The sequence below is a fragment of the Candidatus Palauibacter sp. genome, from assembly GCF_965237495.1.
Taxonomy (GTDB): domain Bacteria; phylum Gemmatimonadota; class Gemmatimonadetes; order Palauibacterales; family Palauibacteraceae; genus Palauibacter.
On record NZ_OZ250143.1, the window covers coordinates 3,403,667 to 3,424,225 of the forward strand.

The window sequence follows — 20,559 nt, forward strand, 5'->3', positions numbered from 1 at the left end:
TGCGTTACGAGAGGGGTGTCAGCGGATCCGCGCGCGTTTATGCCGCGCCCCGGGGACCGCGGCGCGGAGCCGGGGGCGTTCACCTCATGCCGATGGTGGCCCCCGGGCTCCGTGCCGGCCGGGCTCAGAACCTGAAGTCGAGGCCTGCCCTGAGTCCGCGTCTGTCGGGCCCGGCGGCGTTGCGCGCGAGGATGGCCTCGAGGTTGAACCTGAGCGCGCGTGCGACATCGTAGCCGGTGCCGAGGGACCAGGTCCGGGCGCCTTCGCGGGCCGACAGCCGACCGAACGTATCGAGCGACCCGTTGCCGAAGGCCGCGATCCCGTAGCCCAACTCCGCGTCGACGCGGCTTGCCTGTTCACGGGCCGTGCCGCCGCGCGCCACATGCCCGTTCTCCAGGAGTCCCTGCATGCCGCTCCGGTCGTGTCCGCGGCCGGGGCTGACGGCGAACCGGAGGCCCTGGCCCTGGGCGCCGGGATCCCACGCGAGGCGGAGCGCCACGCCCCACTCCCTGTGTCCGCCGGATCCGAACGCCATCCTGCCGTTCAGGGCCAGGTCCAGCGCGCTCCCGGCGTAGGCCACCGAGGCGCCCGCCTCGGCGCCGGCGCCCGTGTCGGCGTCGCCCGCGTCGTAGCGCCCGCCCGCCTCGGCGCCGAGCCTGAGCCCACTGGCCGCGTACGTGGCCTCCAGGAGCGCGCGGCCCCGGGTCGCACCGCCCTCGGCCCCGTCCTCGCCCGCGCTCATGCGGACGCCGAAGATGTCGCCCGCGAGCCCGAGCCCGAACCCGCCCCTGCGCATGAGCGGCAGCCGGGCGCCGCCGGAGATCATGCGGAGCGTCGCGTCCATCGCGCGGCCCGCCTCGGCGGCCTCCACCTGGCCCGTCCCGTAGCCGGCCATGGCCCACAGTCCGAGCCCGGCCGAGGGCTGGTAGAACAGGTACGGGTGCACGGTGGTCATGCCGTGCTGCAGCGTCCCCTCGAGCGACTGGCTTGTGTAGTCGAACTCGCCGCCCGTGCGCATCACCGACAGGCCCACCCGCGCGCCCGGCGCCACCTGCGCATCGGCGCCCAGGGCGAGGGCCCGCATGCCCCCATCGTAGGCGACCGCGCCCGGCTCGCCCCTGAACCCCTGCGCCGAGCCCTCGCCCCACACGCTGAACCGCAGGGCCGATCCCTCCTGCCCGCCTCCAAGGTCCGCCGAGAAGGAGACCCGCGGCAGCAGCCGCTTCAGGACCTCCCCGCCGTCGGGCCGGCGGTGGGAGCCGGCGGCGCCCAAGCCCGGCCGCGTGCCCGCCAGCGAGCCCAGGAGGCCGGCCGCACGGTTCTCCCACCCTCCGGCGGAACGACTCCCGCCACGCATGGCGGCCTCCATCCGGGCGCCGACCGACCGGCGCGCGCCCTCGGCCACCGACCGGCCCAGGACCGCGAGGCCCACCTCGAGCGACTCGTCGAACCGCGCCGCGTCGGCGCCGGAGGCTACGATCCGGACCACGCTGGCCGCGGCCGCCCCCGCGCTCACCCCCTCCGGCAGTTCGCCGAAGCCGAGCGTGAACTCCCCGCCCGGCGCCCCTTCGGGCGCCCCAAGGGTGAACGTCCGCGTCGTGTCGCCCGGCGCGAACCGGATCGTCGCGGGCACACCGAGTTCGCCGGGCCCCGGCGCCCCGGCACCCATGCCCGTGACCGTCACCGGGACGAGCACCTCGCGGTCCGCCGCAGGCGACATCCGCACCGTCACCCCGGCCCCCGCGCCGCCCGCAGCCGCCGTGTAGGACGGCTCCGTGTACGCGACCGTGAGCGGCTTCGGCCGGGACTTGTTCCGCATATCGGCGCTGGCTTCGCTCACGATCACCCGCGCCTCGGACGGCGCGTCCGCCACCGCACCGGCGGGCAGCGCACCGAACGTGACCACCACGGTGTCGCCCGAGGCCAGACCCGCCGCGCTCACCGCCAGCGTCTGCTCCGTGTCTCCCGCCCCGAACGTCACCGTGTGGGTCGTCTCACTCGCCGCGCCGCCCACCGTGACGCCCACCGCCAGCGTACCGGTGGCCGCCGGGGACACCCTGACAACGACGTCGGCGGAACCCCCGAGCGGCATCGTGTACGTCTCGGCACCGAACGACAGCACCGGCGTCGCCGAACCCACCACCGGCACCGCCGCGCTCTCGGCACGCTTGCCCGGCCCGTCGCCATCGGCGTACGTGAACACCGCCCTGAGGAGCGTCCCCTCGTCGGCCGGCACCGGCGTGTAGAACCGCGATGTCGCGCCCGCGATGTTCGTCCACGCCGCGCCCCCGTCCGAGGAGCGCTGCCACCGGCGCCGCTTGCCCGAGCTCTGCGAGCCGTCCTGGTCCATCAGCACCGCCGTCACACGCACCCCCACGCGCGCCACCGTCGCGTCAAGCGTCACCACACCCGGGTCGTCCGCGTCGGTCACCGTGATCCTCACCGCCGCCGTGTCGGCCAGCATCCCGTCGCTCGCCACCACCTCGACCGTGAGCTCCGTGTTGCCGCTCTCGGAGTCCAGAGACGCGCCGCTCCCGACCGTGATCTGGCCCGTCGCCTCCCCGATCTCGAACGACCATGCGTCATCGCCCGCGAGGCTGTACTCGAGGTCGTCGCCGTTGCCGTCGGTCGCCGTCACCGGCTCGCCCACCGCCGTGCCCGCCGGCGCGTTCTCCGCCACCGACAGCGACACCGCCGCCGCGCCGAACTCAGGCGCCACGTTCGTTCCCGTCACACGCACCGCGTCGCTCTCGGCGCGCTTGTTCGGACCGTGGCCATCGGTGTAGCTGAACACCGCCCGCAGGAGCAGCCCCTCATCGGCCGCCAGCGGCGTGTAGCTCTCCGCGGCCGCTTCCGTGATGTCCGTCCAGCCGGTGCCGCCGGAGGACTGCTGCCAGGTGACCGTCTTCGTCTGAGTCTCCGGTTCGTCCTCGTCGGACAGCGCCGCCGTGAGCGCCGTCCCGACCCGGGCCGCCGAAGCGTCCAGCGTCACCACCCCAGGCTCCTCCGCGTTCGTCACCGTGATCGTCACCGACGCCGTGTCCGCCAGCATCCCGTCACTGACCACCACCGAGACCGTCAGCTCCGTGTCCCCGCTCTCGTAGTCCAGAGACGCACCGCTCCCCACCGTGATCAGGCCCGTCGCCTCCCCGACCTCGAAGGAGTCCGCGTCTCCGCCAGCAGCGAAGCTGTACCCCAACTCGTCGTCGTTGCCGTCGGTGGCCGCCACCGTCCCCACCTCCGCACCCGCCGCGGAGTTCTCCGCCACCGTCAACTCCACAGCATCCGGGCTGAACACGGGCACCGCGTTCGTGCCCGTCACGTGCACCGCCGCGCTCTCGGCGCGCTTGTTCGAACCGTGGCCGTCCGTGTAGGTGAACACCGCCCTCAGGAACATGTCCTCGTCGGCCGCCCCGGGCGCGTAGCTCGCCGCGTCCGCGTCCATGATGTCCGTCCACGGCGTTACGCCGTCGGAGGAGCGCTGCCACGCGATCGTCGTGGCCCCGGCATCGGGCTCGTCCTCGTCGGCGAGCGCCGCCGTCAGCGCCATGCCCGCACGCGCCACGTCCGCGTCCAGCGTCACCACCCCCGGATCGTCCGCGTCGGTCACCGTGATCGTCACCGCCGCCGTGTCGGACAGCATCCCGTCACTCGCCACCACCGAGACCGTCAGTTCCGTGTCCCCGCTCTCGTAGTTGAGCGCCGCACCCGCGGCCACCGTGATCCGGCCCGTCGTCTTCCCGATGGCGAACGAGGACGCGTCGCCGCCCGCCAGGAACCGGTACCCCAGCTCGTCGTCGTTCGCGTCGGTCGCCGTCACCACGCCCACTTCCGTGTCCGCGGCCGAGTTCTCCGGCACACCCAGCGCCACCGCGTTCGGGTTGAACACCGGCGCCTCGTTCGAGCCCGTCACGCGCACCGCCGAGCTCTCGGCGCGCTTCCCCGAACCGTGTCCGTCGGTGTACATGAACACCGCCCTCAGCAGCATGCTCGTATCGGCCGCCACCGGCGTGTAGAACCGGCCCGTCGCGCCCGCGATGTCCGCCCACCCCGTGCCGCCATCGGCCGACAGCCGCCACTGCCGCGTCTTGCCCGCGCTCCGGGACCCGTCCTGGTCCATCAAGGTCGCCGTCACCCGCATGCCCACGCGCGCCACGCCCGCATCCAGCGTCACCACCCCCGGATCGTCCGCGTCGGTCACCGTGATCGTCACCGTCGCCGTGGCCGAGAGCGGCCCGTCACTCGCCACCACCCGTACCGTGAGCGACGTGTTCCCGCTCTCGTAGTCCAGCGCCGCCGCGCTCCCCACCCTGATCCGGCCGGTCGTCGGATCGATATCGAAGGAGGCCGCATCCGGGCCCGCGAGGCTGTACATCAGCTCATCGCCGTCCGGATCCGTCGCCAGCACCGCCGCGCCCAACTGCGTGCCCGCCAGCGAGTTCTCCGGCACCGTCCGCTCGAGCGCGTCGGGGCTGAACTCCGGTGGCCGGTTCGGCGACGTCACCGCTACCGCCGCGCTCTCGGCGCGCTTGTTCGGCCCGTGGCCGTCGGTGTAGGTGAACACCGCCCGCACGAGCGAGTCCGCGTCCGCCGCTTGCGGCGCGTAGGACGCCGTGGCCGCCCCCGCGATGTCCGACCACGTCACCCCCTCGTTCGAGGACCGCTGCCACGTGACCGTCGTCGCCTGCGCGTCCGGTACGTCCTCGTCGGCGAGCGTCGCCGTCAGCGCCACCCCCACCTCCGCCGCCGACGCAGAGAGCGTCACCACACCCGCATCGTCCGCGTTCGTCACGCGGATCGTCACCGTCACCGTGTCCGATAGCATCTCGTCGGTGGCCTCCACCCGCACCGTGAACGACGTGGCCCCGCTCTCGTAGTCGAGCCCCGCCCCGCTTCCCACCGTGATCAGGCCGGTCGTCCCGCCGATCTCGAACGACGACTCGTCCCCGCCCGGCACGAAGCTGTACTTGAGCTCGTCGTCGTTGCCGTCGGTCGCCGTCACCGCCGGCCCCACTTCGGTCCCCGCCGACGAGTTCTCCGGCACCGTCCGCTCCAGCGCGGCCGCGCCGAACTCGGGCGGCTCGTTCGGACCCGTCACCCGCACCGCCACGCTCTCCGCGCGCTTGTTCGGCCCGTCGCCATCGGTGTAGGCGAACACCGCCCGCAGCCACATCCCCTCGTCGGACGCCGCAGGCATGTACGACCGACTCGTCGCGCCACGGATGTTCGTCCACGGAGCGTTGCCGTCCGACGACAACTGCCACTTGCGCCGCTTGTTCCGCGAGCCGTCCTGGTCGGCGAGCGTCGCCGTCACCCGCATGCCCACGCGCGCCACCGTCGCGTCCAGCGTCAGCACGCCCGGATCGTCGTCGTCGGTCACCGTGATCGTCACCAACGCCGTGCCGGACAGCATCCCGTCACTCGCCACCACCTGGACCGTCAGCTCCGTGTCGCCGCTCTCGTAGTCCAGTGCCGCCGAGCTCCCCACAGTGATCTGACCCGTCGTCCCGTCGATATCGAACGATGGGGAGTCGCCGCCCTCCGCGAGGCTGTAGGTGAGCTCGTCGTCGTCCTCGTCGGTCGCCGTCACCGGCGCGCCCACCGCCGTCACCGCCGGCGAGTTCTCAGCCACCGTCCGCGACACCACGTCCGGGCGGAACTCCGGCGCACGGTTCGTCGGAGGTACGACCACGTCGAGCACCCGGACCACCACGCTGTCCGGGGCCGAGTCCGCCTCCCCGTCGCTCACCACCAGCGTCAACGTGAAGTCCGTGTCGCTCTCCACGGCCGGCGCCGTGAACGTCGGAGAGGCCGCCGCCGGATCGCTCAACGTCACCTCCGAAGGCCCGCTCCACCGGTACGTCAGAGCCGCGTCCTCCCCGTCGGGATCTTCCCCCGTACCGACCAGCGTCACCTCCGCGCCCTCCTCCACCGTCTGGTCCGGCCCCGCGTTCGCCCTCGGCGCCTCGTTCACGTTCCGCACCCGGACCACCACGCTGTCCGGGGCCGAGTCGGTCTCCCCGTCGCTCACCACCAGCGTCAACGTGTAGTCCGTGTCGCTCTCCACCGCCGGCGCCGTGAACGTCGGGGACGACACCGCCGGATCGCTCAGCGTCACCCCGGAAGGCGCGCTCCACCTGAACGTCAGAGCCGCGTCCTCCCCGTCGGGATCTTCCCCCGTACCGACCAGCGTCACCTCCGCGCCCTCCTCCACCGTCTGGTCCGGACCCGCGCTCGCCGTCGGCGCCTCGTTCACGTTCCGCACCCGGACCACCACGCTGTCGGGCGCCGAGTCGGCCTCGCCGTCATTCACCGCCAGCGTGATCGTGTAGTCCCTGTCGCTCTCCACCGCCGGCGCCGTGAACGTCGGGGACGACACCGCCGGATCGCTCAGCGTCACCCCGGAAGGCGCGCTCCACCTGAACGTCAGAGCCGCATTGTCACCGTCGGGATCGTCACCCGTACCGACCAGCGTCACCTCCGCGCCCTCCTCCACCGTCTGGTCCGGACCCGCGCTCGCCGTCGGCGCCTCGTTCACCACCGTCACCGTGAACGTCTGTTCCGCCGTCGCCCGTAGGTCGGTGGCCGTCACCGTCACCGTCGCCGTCCCCGGAGCCTCGCCCCGGTACGTCATCGTGGTCAGCTCAAGGTTCACGCTCACAACCGAGGTGTCCGACGACGACACCTCGTGGAACAACAGCTCCCCGTCGTACTCCCTGAAGTACGACGACGCGTCCACGCTGCCGCTGCCCCCGACCGCCACCGTGTCCGCCGGGATCTCGCCCACCACCTCGGGCACACGGTTCCGCACCTCCACCGCGAACACCTGCTCCGCCACCCCGCCGGACGGATCGCGGGCCGTCACCGTCACCGCCGCCGTCCCCAGGTTCGCGCCCGAGAAACGCACCGTGCTCCCGCTCACGCTCGCCGTCGCCACCCTCGTGTCGGAGGAGGTCGCCGTGTACGCCAGCGCCTCGCCCTCCGGGTCGCTGAAATAGGACGACACGTCCACGCTGTCGCTCACCAGGCGGTACACCCACTGCCCGGGGATGCTGTCCACCACCACCGGAGGCGGGTTCGGATCCGCCACCGTCACCGTGAACGTCTGTGTAGCAGTGCCCCGGTGGCCGTCGGAGGCCGTCACCGTCACCTGAGCGCTCCCGCCGGAGAGACCCGTGAACGTCACCAGACTGTCCGCCACCGTCACCGTCACCGCCGTCGAGTCCGACGAGGACACCGAGTACGAAAGCGCGTCCGCGTCCGCGTCGCTGAAGTACGCCGATACGTCCACGCTTCCGCTCCCGCCCACCTCCACCGTCTGCGCCCCGATCGTCCCCTCCGCCACGGGAGCCTGGTTCGACACCGTCACCGTGAACGTCTGCGCCGCCGTCCCGCCCAGGCGGTCGGTCGCCGTCACCGTCACCTCCGCCTCCCCGAGTCCCTCCCCCCGAAACGTCAGACGCGCCCCGCTCACCTCCACCGTCACCACCGACGCGTCCGACGTGGCCGCCGCGTACCTCAGCACCTCCCCGTCCGCGTCGCTGAAGTACGAAGACACGTCCACCGACCCCGTCTCCCGACGGTGGGTCTCCCGCGCCTCGATCGTACCCGCCGCCGACGGGGCACGGTTCGGTACAGTCACACGGAACCGCTGCGCCACCGACGCCCGCCCATCGCTCGCCGTCACCGTTACCTCGGCGCTCCCCGGAACCACCGCCCGGTACGCCACCGCGCTCCCGTCCATCTCCACCGTCACCACGTGCGCCGAGTCCGACGCCGCCGCGTACTCCAACGCGTCGCCGTCGGCATCGCTGAAGTGCCCCGACACGTCCACGCGACCGCTCTCACCCGCGTACAACGTGTCCGGCGCAATCGTCCTCTCCGTCACCGGCGCCAGGTTCGGAACCGTCACCTCGAACGACTGCGTCGCCGTCAGCGCGTCTGGATCCGTCGCCGTTACCGTCACCGTAGCGCTCCCCGCGCCCGTGCCCGTGTACGTCACCGTGCTCGACCCGCGCCCACCAACGACCACCGTCACCACCGACGCGTCCGAAGACTCCGCCGCGTACCTCAAACGATCGCCATCGGGGTCGCGGAAGTACCCCGATACGCCCACGCTGCCGCTCGATCCCACCGCCACCGTGGCGGCCGGTATCGTCTCCACCGCCACAGGCGCCCGGTTCGGCTGCGTCACCGTCACACTGAACTCCTGCTCCGCCCTCAGCCCGCCGGGATCCCTCGCCGTCACCGTCACCGTCGCACTCCCCACGGCCACACCCGCGTACGTCACCGTGCTCAACCCTCGCCCACCAACGCCAACCGTCACCACCAACGAATCCGAAGACTCCGCCGCGTAAGTCAACGTGTCCCCGTCGCGGTCGCGGAAGTGCGACGACACCCCCACGCTGCCGCTCGATCCCACCGCCACCGTGGCGGGAGGTAGCGTCCCCACCGCCTCCGGTGCGTGGGCCACTGGCCGGGGCGGCAGCGGGTATTCCACCGTCACTTCAACGCTCGCCGTCACCGTCGTTTCGTCGTCGGTGACCGGGACCGACACGCTCGCGCTCCCCACGCCCGCGCCTGTAACCGTCACCGTGGTCCCGCTCCGGGTCGCCGTCGCCACCAACGTGTCTCCCGACTCGGGATCGCCGGGGGTCCATGAACCGCTGCCGCCCCTACAACGCACCTCCGACGTGCCCGTCCCGCCGACCACCAGCGTCAACTCCCCCGGCTCCATGCGGCATGCCAGCGGCGGGTTCCTCACCGTCACCGCGATGCTCCCGCCGCCCGTCAAGCCGCCTGCCGTGGCCGTGACCGGAACAGTCGTGTCACCCAGACCCACGCCGCTGATCGTCACCACGCCGTCGACCAGCTCCGCCGTCGCCACGTCCGGGTCCTCGCTGGAGCCGCCTCCGTAGCCCGTGATCGGGTCCCCGTCGGGGTCATGGCATTGCTCGGACAGCCTTACGCTCGCCGTCTCCCCGGGGTGCACCTCCACCTCGCCGCTGCACACGGGAGGCTGGTCCCGGGGAGGTGTCACCGTCACCGCGATGCTCCCGCCGCCCGTCAAGCCGCCTGCCGTGGCCGTGACCGGAACAGTCGTGTCACCCAGACCCACGCCGCTGATCGTCACCACGCCGTCGACCAGCTCCGCCGTCGCCACGTCCGGGTCCTCGCTGGAGCCGCCTCCGTAGCCCGTGATCGGGTCCCCGTCGGGGTCATGGCATTGCTCGGACAGCCTTACGCTCGCCGTCTCCCCGGGGTGCACCTCCACCTCGCCGCTGCACACGGGAGGCTGGTCCCGGGGAGGTGTCACCGTCACCGCGATGCTCCCGCCGCCCGTCAAGCCGCCTGCCGTGGCCGTGACCGGAACAGTCGTGTCACCCAGACCCACGCCGCTGATCGTCACCACGCCGTCGACCAGCTCCGCCGTCGCCACGTCCGGGTCCTCGCTGGAGCCGCCTCCGTAGCCCGTGATCGGGTCCCCGTCGGGGTCATGGCATTGCTCGGACAGCCTTACGCTCGCCGTCTCCCCGGGGTGCACCTCCACCTCGCCGCTGCACACGGGAGGCTGGTCCCGGGGAGGTGTCACCGTCACCGCGATGCTCCCGCCGCCCGTCAAGCCGCCTGCCGTGGCCGTGACCGGAACAGTCGTGTCACCCAGACCCACGCCGCTGATCGTCACCACGCCGTCGACCAGCTCCGCCGTCGCCACGTCCGGGTCCTCGCTGGAGCCGCCTCCGTAGCCCGTGATCGGGTCCCCGTCGGGGTCATGGCATTGCTCGGACAGCCTTACGCTCGCCGTCTCCCCGGGGTGCACCTCCACCTCGCCGCTGCACACGGGAGGCTGGTCCCGGGGAGGTGTCACCGTCACCGCGATGCTCCCGCCGCCCGTCAAGCCGCCTGCCGTGGCCGTGACCGGAACAGTCGTGTCACCCAGACCCACGCCGCTGATCGTCACCACGCCGTCGACCAGCTCCGCCGTCGCCACGTCCGGGTCCTCGCTGGAGCCGCCTCCGTAGCCCGTGATCGGGTCCCCGTCGGGGTCATGGCATTGCTCGGACAGCCTTACGCTCGCCGTCTCCCCGGGGTGCACCTCCACCTCGCCGCTGCACACGGGAGGCTGGTCCCGGGGAGGTGTCACCGTCACCGCGATGCTCCCGCCGCCCGTCAAGCCGCCTGCCGTGGCCGTGACCGGAACAGTCGTGTCACCCAGACCCACGCCGCTGATCGTCACCACGCCGTCGACCAGCTCCGCCGTCGCCACGTCCGGGTCCTCGCTGGAGCCGCCTCCGTAGCCCGTGATCGGGTCCCCGTCGGGGTCATGGCATTGCTCGGACAGCCTTACGCTCGCCGTCTCCCCGGGGTGCACCTCCACCTCGCCGCTGCACACGGGAGGCTGGTCCGGGGGAGGTGTCACCGTCACCGCGATGCTCCCGCCGCCCGTCAAGCCGCCTGCCGTGGCCGTGACCGGAACAGTCGTGTCACCCAGACCCACGCCGCTGATCGTCACCACGCCGTCGACCAGCTCCGCCGTCGCCACGTCCGGGTCCTCGCTGGAGCCGCCTCCGTAGCCCGTGATCGGGTCCCCGTCGGGGTCATGGCATTGCTCGGACAGCCTTACGCTCGCCGTCTCCCCGGGGTGCACCTCCACCTCGCCGCTGCACACGGGAGGCTGGTCCGGGGGAGGTGTCACCGTCACCGCGATGCTCCCGCCGCCCGTCAAGCCGCCTGCCGTGGCCGTGACCGGAACAGTCGTGTCACCCAGACCCACGCCGCTGATCGTCACCACGCCGTCGACCAGCTCCGCCGTCGCCACGTCCGGGTCCTCGCTGGAGCCGCCTCCGTAGCCCGTGATCGGGTCCCCGTCGGGGTCATGGCATTGCTCGGACAGCCTTACGCTCGCCGTCTCCCCGGGGTGCACCTCCACCTCGCCGTTGCACACGGGAGGCCGGTCCGGGGGAGGTACATCCAGCACCCTGACCGTGACGTTGTCGGTGTTCGAGTCGAACTCGCCGTCGCTCACCACGAGTTCGAACGTGAAGTCAGCTTCCTCACCCGGGGCCACCTCCGGCGCCTGGAAGGACGGGTACGCCGTGGAGGCGCCGTTGAGAGCCACTCCCTCGGGCCCCGTCCATGCGTAGGTCAGATCGTCGCCGTCCGGGTCGTAGCTGCCGGAACCGTCCAGGTTCACCACCGTTAGTTCATCCGCGGAGAAATCGTCCCCCGCGTCCGCTGTCGGCGGCAGATTGGGCGGCGGCTCCCCCCGCCCCCGGGAGTCGGTGATCCGCACCGTCCGCGGATTCGCGCGCAGGAGCACCGTGCCCGGACCCGTCGCGTTCGTCAGCGTGATGGTCACCGACTCCCCGTCGTCTTCGATGTCGTCGGCCACCGTCGCCACGGCGATCAGGGCGCCCGTCGCCCCCGCCTCCACCGTCAACTCGCCGGAGAGCTCCGCGTAGTCCTCGCCCGGCTTCGCCGTGCCCGACACCGCGTACTGGACGGTCACCGCACCCGCACTCGTGTCTCCCGTCACCCCCACCTCGAAGTGCGCCGTGTCGCCCTCAGCCACCGTCCCGCCGGCGGGCGCGGCGAGCGTGACGGAGACCGTGTCCGCCGACTGCTTGACCGCCACGGGGCCGTCCCACACGCGTGCCGCAGCCTCCGATGGCATGGCGCCCGCCAGTAGCAGCGCGACGGCCCCGAGGATCCGAAGGACGGCGCGCGGGGCCGGCCGGTGAGCAGGGGTCTGGACGGACGAAGGTCCGGCGATGGAGACGGGTGTCATGGGAGTGTGTCCTCGCGAGGGAATGGGAAGGCGGAGGCCGGTTCGGGCCCGGCGACGTGTCGCGTCACATGGCGGCGGCGTCCGGCGTGTCATGTCCGGCGGCCGTCCACTCGAAATGGGTCGGGGCACGTCCAATGTCCCTCCGCTCGTTTCGCGTTCTCGTGGCGCCGCGATGGGGCGGCGCGGGAGGGATGCCCCTCCTATTTCTTATATCTCGCGAAGAGGCCAAACTTCGTTCGCCGACGATGGAGCCATCGCCTGGGTCGCCGCCCGCGCGGAGGGCCAAGCGATCCGTAAGAAGCCGCGTGACAGGAGATTATGGAGTTGGGCGATAGGGAATGAGGTGCGAATCCGAACACGCGCCGTATCGCCGATACCGTGCCGGCGTCGGGCTGGGCAAGAGGTACCCGAGGAGGAAGACCGACGGGTCGGGCGTCCAAGAGGACCTACCGGGGGACCGGACGGGGGCGGCTCGGGGAAGCCGGTGGGAAGTGGAGGTCGGGTCAATAGGTGTGTAAACGTCATCAGGCGGCGATCCTCTCCCGACCCTCGGGGACGGGCTTTCCGTCCTCGAACCTCTTCCCTTCGTACACCTCTCCCAAGCAAGTGCGGCGCGTTGAGCTTCCCGGACCTCTTCTCGGCCACCAGCAGCAGCCGCCAGATCAGCGCCGTGGCGTTGTCGACCCGCTTGAACCGCTTCGCGGCCGTCGTGCGCAGCCGGACCGAGGCGAACGGGCTCTCCACGACGTTGGTCGTCCGCAGGTGCCGCCAGTGCTTCTCCGGATAGTCGTGGAAGGCCGTCATGCGGTCCCAGTCGTCCTCGAGCACGGCCACCGCCTTGGCCTCGGCGTCTCCGTAGCGGTCCCGGAAGGCGTCTCTCGCCTCCTTCGCCGCCGCCCGCGAGGGCGCTACGCCGCCGCGCGCAGCATCTCCCTCGCCGCGGCCTGCTCTCTCTTGGGCAGCCGGTCCAGCACGTTGGTCGTCTTGTGGTTCCAGCACCGCTGCTCGGCCGTCTCCGGCCACACCTCCCGCGCCGCGCCCCAGATGCCCAGGTTCCCGTCGGCGACGAGCAGCTTCGGCGTCCCGAGCCCCCGCGCCTTGAGGTCCCTGAGCACCGCCGCCCACGACTCGACCGACTCCCGGTAGCCCGGCGTGACCGCCAGCACCTCCTTCGTCCCGTCGCTCATGGCCCCGATCACCACCAACAGCGCCGCCTTGTCCCGCTCCAGGCCCGCCTTCACGTAGATCCCGTCCGCCCACGCGTACACGAGCTCACGGTCTCCCAGCGGCCGCCGGCTCCACGCCTCGTGCTCCGCCGTCCACCTCGCCCTGAGCCGCCTCACCGAGGACTTCGACAACGGCGCCCCGTCGCCCAACAGCCCCCTGAGCGCCAGCTCGAAATCGCCCTCGGCCAGCCCGTGCGGGTACAGCTCCGGGATCAGCTCGCCCACCTCCCGCGTCCGGCGCGCGAACAACGGCAGCACCCGGCTCTCGAACCGTTCCTCCAGGCCCCTGACCCGAGGCCGCCTGACCTCGATCGTCCCCGAACTCGTCGCCAGACGCCGCGGCTTGCCGTACCCGTTCCGGTAGCCCGGAGGCGCGTCCACCGCCGCCCGCCGTTCCGACTTCACCCGGCCCGGAAGCTCCGTGATCTCCTCCTCCAGTGCCGCCTGGATCAGACCGCGCATCTCCTCCCGCACCCACACCTCCAGCGTCTCCCACGCTGGCCCGCCGAACCTCTCCCGCGTATCGTTGCCCATGAGGCGACGTCCTTTCTCCGGGTCTCCCCCCGGATCGCTGGTAAACGGTCAGCTGAAAGGTACGTCGCCTCGCTTTTTACACACCTTTTGTTCCTACCTCTGGGAAGTGGCGTGCCCCGGCTCAGTTGCGGATGATGCGCACCACGTTGCCGTTCTCATCGACCACGACGACCGGACCATCGATCACGTCATCGGCGAACCACGCCTCCGACTCCGCCGCCACGTCCGGGGGCGGGATGCGGTCCAGCGCCGGCAACTCGTAGGGATCGGCCCGGCTCACGTCGACCTCGTAGCCCAGATCCGCCAGCGCCCGCAGCGTGATCGCGCTCAAGGCGGTGCCATTGGCAGCCATCACTTCGCCGCGGAGTACGCCCTTGCGCCAGTGGACGTTGGCGCCCAAACGCAGCACGTTTTCTACCGGTACCTTCCCGCCCGCGTACGACCAGCCGCCGGCCTCGTTGAACGCTTCCACCGCCAGCGGCCCGGGGAAGTGCGTGTCGCGAGGGTCACCCTCGTACGGTGTGCGCTCGCGCAACCTGTAGCGCCACATGGTTCCGATGCCCAGTACGTGTCCGATCTCGTGCAGCGCGACCGTATACATGCTGTCCGACCTCGCCACCAGGCTGTCGGGTTCCCAGTACCAGCGGTTGAACCTGACGTCCCCCAATGTGGGCAGGCCCGACTCGCGAACGACGCAAGGTGCCGCCGAGGCCAGACTTGCCCTGTTCTCCGTCTCCACGAACACGCCGATCACGACGTCGTCGATGCTCCCCACCATCCGCACGCCCTCAAGGTCGGCTCGACAGAACCCGGTGCGGTCGATCGGCACGTCCGGCACGTCGGCCGCGAGCACCTCCTCCCACCGCGCCCGCGCCCGCCGGATCTCCGCCTCCTCGGCCTCCGTGAACCCGTCGCCGAAGATCAGCTCGATCCGGTAGCCCTCGGGATCCGGCGCCCGCGCCACCGTCACCGGCACCGACAGCGCCGCCCCAAGCCCGCCCGGATCGGCGGCCGTCACCTCCACCACCGCCGACCCCTCCGACAGCGGCTCGAGAACCAGCACCCCGCCCTCGACCGTCGCGGCCACCACCCCCGCGTCGCTCGACCCCGCCTCATGGACCAGCGTGTCTCCGTCCGGATCGCTGAAATGCGCCCCGAGATCCACCTCCGCCGACCGCACGCCCGCCTGCAGCCAGTGAAGCGGAACTTGCTCCGTGACCACCGGCGTCCGGTTCTCCGGCGGCGCGAACAGCACCAGCGGCTCGCCCGCCACAGCCTCCAGACCCTTGAACTCCGGAGGGAACGCTGGCGCCAGCCCCAGGCTCACGTGCACCGGGCCCGGACTCCCGGACGGACGGGCCACCTCCAGCGGCACGCCCGCCGTCTCCCCGGCCGCCACCGCGAGACTCCCGCCCGAAGCGGCGCCACCCTGAACCGTCACCGACACCTCGATGGAGTGAGGCGCGCCGCTCGGCACCCGCAGCGCCACGGCCGCCGGGCCCGGCGCCAGCGCGTCGCCCGCGTCGGTGCGCGCCAGCTCCAGCGCCACCGGGAACGGGGCGCCGGGGTTCCTCCGCAGGTCCAGCAGCTCGAGGTTCCGGAGCCCCCGGAACACGCCCGGCGGCAGCTCCGCGAGCGCGTTGATCCCAAGGCTCAGGTCCTTCAGGCTCTCCAGATCCCCGAAGATGCCCGGCGGTAACGCGGACAGGCCATTGCCCTGCAGCCTCAGAATCGCCAAGGCCTCAAGCCCCGCGAAGAGGCCCGGCGGTAACGCGGACAGGCGATTGTCCTGCAGCCTCAGATTCGTCAAGGCCTCAAGCCCCGCGAAGATGCCCGGAGGCAGCGTGGAAAGGCGGTTGCCGAAAAGGTTCAGGTAGAGGAGACGGGACAGATCAGCGAAGAGGTCCGGCGGCAACGCCGAAAACTCGTTGTTCTCCAGCGACAGGAGTTCCAGGGCTGAGAGCCCGTCGAAGATCCCCGCCGGCAGGTCCGTCAGGGCGTTCCCGCCAAGGTACAACAACCGCAGACCGGACAGTCCGGCAATGGTGGCTTCGTCCAGAGAAGCCAGCGCGTTGTTCGTCAGGGAGAGCACCTCCAGGGCGTCCAGGCTCTCGAACACGCCCGGCGGCAGTTCCGTCAGCCGGTTGCCGGGGAGCGACAGAAACGCCAGGCTTGACAGATCGCTGAAGACTCCGGCGGGTAAACGCCTCAGCCGGTTCAGGGCCAAGTGAAGGCCTTTCAGTTCGGACAGACCCGCGAAGATCCCCGGCGGAAGCTCCTCCAGTTCGAGACCGTTCAAGTAGAGGCTTTCCAGGCGCGGCATCCCGGCGAACAGACCGGCCGGCAGCTCCGTCACCGGGTTGTCGCTCAGGTCGAGCTGAGTCAGGTTGGTGAGCCCGGCCAACTCGGACGGGATCTCCGTCAGCCGATTGCTCATCAGATCAAGCCAGTTCAGGAGTGGCAGGCCCGACGGCAATCCCGGCGGCAACGCATCGAGCTGGTTGCCCCTGAGCCGGAGCGTAACCAGTGAGTCCAGACCGCCGAAGATGTCCGGCGGCAACTCGCGCAGGCGATTATCGTTCAAGACCAGCGAATGCATCCTGGAGAGGCCCGCGAAGTCACCGCTGCGTAAACTAGTGATGTTCTTTTGGCGGAGGGCAAGGCCGGTCACGCGACCCAGATGCTCCTCCGTGACGTTGGCGCAACTCGCGACGCCGGTCTTCGCGAGCAGCGCCTGAATCACCTGTTGCGTCCGCCCGCAGATGCCCGCATCGAGCTGGGCCGTCGCCGTCACCTCCAGCCTCGCCGACCCCGCCAGCGACACCGCCAGCGCCTGACCGCCTTCCGCCGCTCCCAACGTCCATACGGTGGCCGCCAGACCCGAACTGTCCGTCCGCGCCGACGCCGGATCCGCCGACCCGCCGTCAGCCTCCGGTACGAAATTCACCAGTGCACCCGGTACCGGACGCGCCGCCTCGTCCAGCGCCTGCACCACGACCGCCTCCGCCAGCGCGTGACCCACCACGCCCCACTGCCGGTTCCCGGACCACGGGATGACCCGCGACACGGTCGAGTCCGGGTCCACCGCCGTCACGGTCACCTCCCGCCGGGCGGCCCCCGAAGCCACCGCCAGCGTCTGTTCCCCCAACGTCGGCCCCAGCGTCCACACCGCCGACGCCAGACCGGAGCCGTCGCTCCACGCCGAATCGGGCCGCACCGACCCGCCCCCGGGCCCCGCCGAAAACGTCACCAGCGCCACCGCCACGGGATCGCCCTCTCCGTCCACCGCCCATACCTCCACCGGCAGCGACTGGCCCGCCACCGCCGTCTCGACGTCCCACGACCGCAGTTCCACCGTCGCCACCGCCGAGGCCAGTGCCGTCGCCGTCACCTCCAGCCGCGCACCCCCCGCCGTCACCTCCAGCCGCTGCTCCCCCGGCGTCCTGCCCAGCGTCCACCCCACCGCCGCCCAGCCGTCGCGAAGACTCCGCACGCTGTCTCGGTGCACCGACCCGCTCTCGGGCACGAACCTGACCAGAGCGCCCTCAATCGGCCGGTCGGCGCCGTCCAACACCCGCACCCCTACCGCCGCCGGGAGACGCTGCCCGGCAAACCCGCTCTGACCGCCCCCCTGCCGCAATACGACCGCCGCCACCGCCGAGTCCGGGTCCAGCGCCGTCGCCGTCACCTCCAGCCGCGCACGCCCCGCCGTCGCCACCAGCCGCTGCTCGCCCGGCGTCTCTCCCAGCGTCCACACCGCCCACGCCCTGCCGCTGCCCGTGCTCCGCACGCTGTCTCGGTGCACCGACCCGCTCTCGGGCACGAACCTGACCAGAGCGCCCTCAATCGGCCGGTCGGCCCCGTCCACCACCCGCAACCACACCTCCCTCGGCAGAGGCCGCCCCACAAACCCTCGCTGACCGCCCCCAAACTGCAGCTCGATCGCCGCCACCGCCGAGTCCGGGTCCAGTGCCGTCGCCCTGATCTCCGCCGCCGGCCCGCCCGCCACCGACGCCGCCAGCCGCTGCTCGCCCGGCGTATCGCCCAGCGTCCACACCGGAGACGCCGCACCTCCCCCGTTGCTCTCCACCGACGCCGGGCTCACCGATCCGCCCCCCGACGTCACCGCGAACGCCACCGCCCGCCCCCCCACGGGAGCTCCGCCCGCGTCCAACACCTGCACCCCGGCGCGCTCCGGTAGCGGAAGACCGGCCTGGGCACGCTGCCCGCCCCCGAACACCTCGAGCGCCGACGCCCGCTGCTCGACCGCCACCGACGCCGCGGCACGCAGACCCCCCGAAGTCGCCCGAACCTCCGCCGTCCCGTTCCCACGCGCCGTCACCAGACCCGCGCCGTCCACCGTCACCACCGACTCGTCCGTGCTCGACCACTCCACCGCGCCGGCCGCACCCGTCCCGCCCGTCACCCTCGCCGTGAACCGCACGGTCTCCCCGAGATACGTCAGCGCTGCGGAGTCGGGCCCGATCACCAGCGACGCCCCGCTCGGAGGCCCCGCCACCTCCCCCGAATCGCACGCCGCCACCGCCGCGAGAACCGCGGCCACCTTGAGCGCTTCGGCTTTCGAGACCCGGCGCCGCGCCGACTTCATCGGCTCTCCGCCCCTCTCTCCCTGGATGCCCGCAATGCCTCTGCCCCCCCATTATGGGGTCTAGCTGCTGGCCCCACGAACGTTGACGGTAACTCGGAACCGGACAAGCCGGAAGCTGCCTGCCCTTGACTGAGCGGCCGTGTGGGTGATGTGGAGCGGGCTCCGGTGCCCGATCTCCGGCGCCGTCCGGACCGGTCGGCCTTCCGCCTTCGCTGAAATCGGTTGAGGGAGTTCTTCAGAGGTGCAGCATCTCCGGGAGGGCGGGGTTAGCCGCTCCCGGAGATGGAACAGGGTACGAAGACCTGTCTGCGGTGGCTGCTTGGCTAGGAGCCGGCGTCCTCCGATACCGCCCTCGCGTCGCCGTCGTCGTGGGTGCCGAAGCGCTCGAACCAGCTGCGCAGGAAGAGCTGCGTCCGCAGGAAGTTCGACGGGGTGCTGCTGGTCCCGTGCCACTCGTTGCGGAAGCGGATCATGGCCGTCGGCACGCGCTCCATCTTGAGCGCCTGGTAGTACTCCTCGGTCTGCGGCATCGGCGTCCGCAGGTCCATTTCTCCCGTCATCAGCATGGTGGGCGTGGTGACGTCGCCCACGTACATGAGCGGAGAGCGGCGCAGGTGCTCCGAGGGATCATCCCACGGGAAGTTCTCGAAGTTGCGATACCAGCCGGGGCCGTCCGTCGTCCCCACGAACGAGAGCCAGTTCGTGACCGGGCAGTTCGCCGAGGCGGCGCGGAAGCGGTCCGTGTGCCCGACCACCCATGAGGTGAGCACGCCGCCGCCGGAGCAGCCGTACACGAACATGTTGTCCTCGTCAATGTAACCGCGGTCCAGCACTTCGTCGACGCCGGCCATCAGGTCATCGAAATCCTTCGACGGATACGCGTTCTTGATCGCGTTCCCGAAGTCGGTCCCGTACCCGGAGCTGCCGCGGGGGTTGGTGTAGAGGACGACGTACCCGTTCGCGGCGTGTTCCTGCCAGCCGAAGTTGAACCCCGTGTTGTACATGCCGTGCGGTCCGCCGTGAATCGACAGGATGAGCGGGTACTGCTTCGACGGGTCGAAGTCGGGCGGCTTCACGATCCAGCCCTGGATGTCCCAGTCGTCCACCGACTTGTACCAGATCTCCTCGACCTCGCCGAGCGTCACCCCGGCCAGCACGTCGTCGTTCACGTGCGTGAGCTGCGTGACGTTCGCGCCGTCGTCGAGATCGAACGACACGACATCTCCCGGCCCGTGCGCGTCGCTGAGCGTACCGAGCGCCATCCCGTCCTCTGTGAACGAGCTCAGGCCGAGGAGGTGGTTGCCGTTCGTGACCTGCGTCACGCCCCCGTCCAGCGATGCGAAGTGCAGGTTGCGGGTGCCCTCGCGGCTCACGTTGAAGTAGACCCCGCTCCCGTCCGGCGCCCACATGAGCTGCGGGCTCCCGCGCAGGCCGCGGTCGAAGTCGCCGGAGATCTGCCGCACGCCCGAGCCGTCGGGGTTCATCACGTAGATGTGCGAGTTCCGGTACGTGTCGTCGTTCCAGTCCTGCCCCGCGTAGGCGATGAGGCTGCCGTCGGGCGAGGGGTAGGCGCCGGCGTCCGGTCCGCGCCGCGTGGTGAGCTGCCGGATCGAGCCGGAACCGGCGTTCACCGCGTAGATCTCGGACTCGCGCCAGTTGTACTCCGCGTCCTCCTCACGCAGCGACGAGAAGTAGATTTCGTTCCCGTCCGGGCTCCACTGCGGGTTGCCGTGGCTCCACATCCCGTCGGTCAGCTGGCGCGGCGTCCCGCCGTCGGCCGGGACGACGAAGATGTGGGAATGGCCCTGGTCGACGTACCCGCGCCGGTCCTGTCGGTAGTCCATGCGGGTGACGATCTTCGGGCCCTCGGTCCAGGTGGCGCCGTCCGGCCGGCTCGGCATGTCGATCGGCCAGCTCTCCTCGTCTTCGACCAGCATCGTGAACGCGATCTGCGTCCCGTCCGGCGACCAGCGGAGGCTGCCGGGGGAATGTTCCAGCCGCGTGATCTGAGTGGTCGCGCCCTCCGCGTCCATCCAGCGCACGAAGATCTGGGAGCCCTCCGGATCGCCGGCCGCCGTGAAGGCGATGCGCGTGCCGTCCGGGGACCAGATGGCGCCGGACCCGTCGATCAACTCCCGCTTGCGGGTGCCGTCGGCGTTCATGATGTAGAGCGTGGATTCCCAGCGGTCGTTGATCTGGTCGATCCAGCCGCGCGTGTAGACGACGTGTCGACCGTCGGGGGAGATCTGGGGGTTCGAGACCCGTTCCCAGTCCATGTACATATCGAGGGAAAGCGTCTTCGCCCCGTCCCCGTTTTGGGCCGAGACGGGCGCGACCCCGATGAAGAGGACCAGAAGCAGGCTCGCGGAAGCGAAGCGGGCGGCGCGATACATGACTACCTC

3 protein-coding genes and 1 pseudogene are annotated in these 20,559 nt (G+C 71.3%); all 4 read right to left on the minus strand.

Annotated elements, in window-relative coordinates:
- Nucleotides 1-124 precede the first annotated feature (124 nt).
- The 4 genes and pseudogenes from ACPXY0_RS14990 to ACPXY0_RS15005 all read right to left on the minus strand — a co-directional run bounded on the left by ACPXY0_RS14990 (nucleotide 125) and on the right by ACPXY0_RS15005 (nucleotide 20,550).
- Nucleotides 125-11,788, minus strand: a complete 11,664-nt coding sequence (locus tag ACPXY0_RS14990; protein ID WP_423925903.1) for a cadherin domain-containing protein — start codon at nucleotides 11,786-11,788, stop codon at nucleotides 125-127.
- A gap of 524 nt (nucleotides 11,789-12,312) precedes the next feature.
- A pseudogene (locus ACPXY0_RS14995) lies at nucleotides 12,313-13,548 on the minus strand (IS256 family transposase).
- A 121-nt stretch (nucleotides 13,549-13,669) separates the two neighbouring features.
- On the minus strand, nucleotides 13,670-18,157 hold the full coding sequence (locus ACPXY0_RS15000; RefSeq protein ID WP_423925905.1) for a leucine-rich repeat domain-containing protein: 4,488 nt from the start codon (nucleotides 18,155-18,157) through the stop codon (nucleotides 13,670-13,672).
- 323 nt (nucleotides 18,158-18,480) lie between these two features.
- Nucleotides 18,481-20,550: a S9 family peptidase gene (locus ACPXY0_RS15005; RefSeq protein ID WP_423925907.1), complete on the minus strand. Its 2,070-nt coding sequence runs from the start codon at nucleotides 20,548-20,550 to the stop codon at nucleotides 18,481-18,483.
- Nucleotides 20,551-20,559 lie beyond the last annotated feature (9 nt).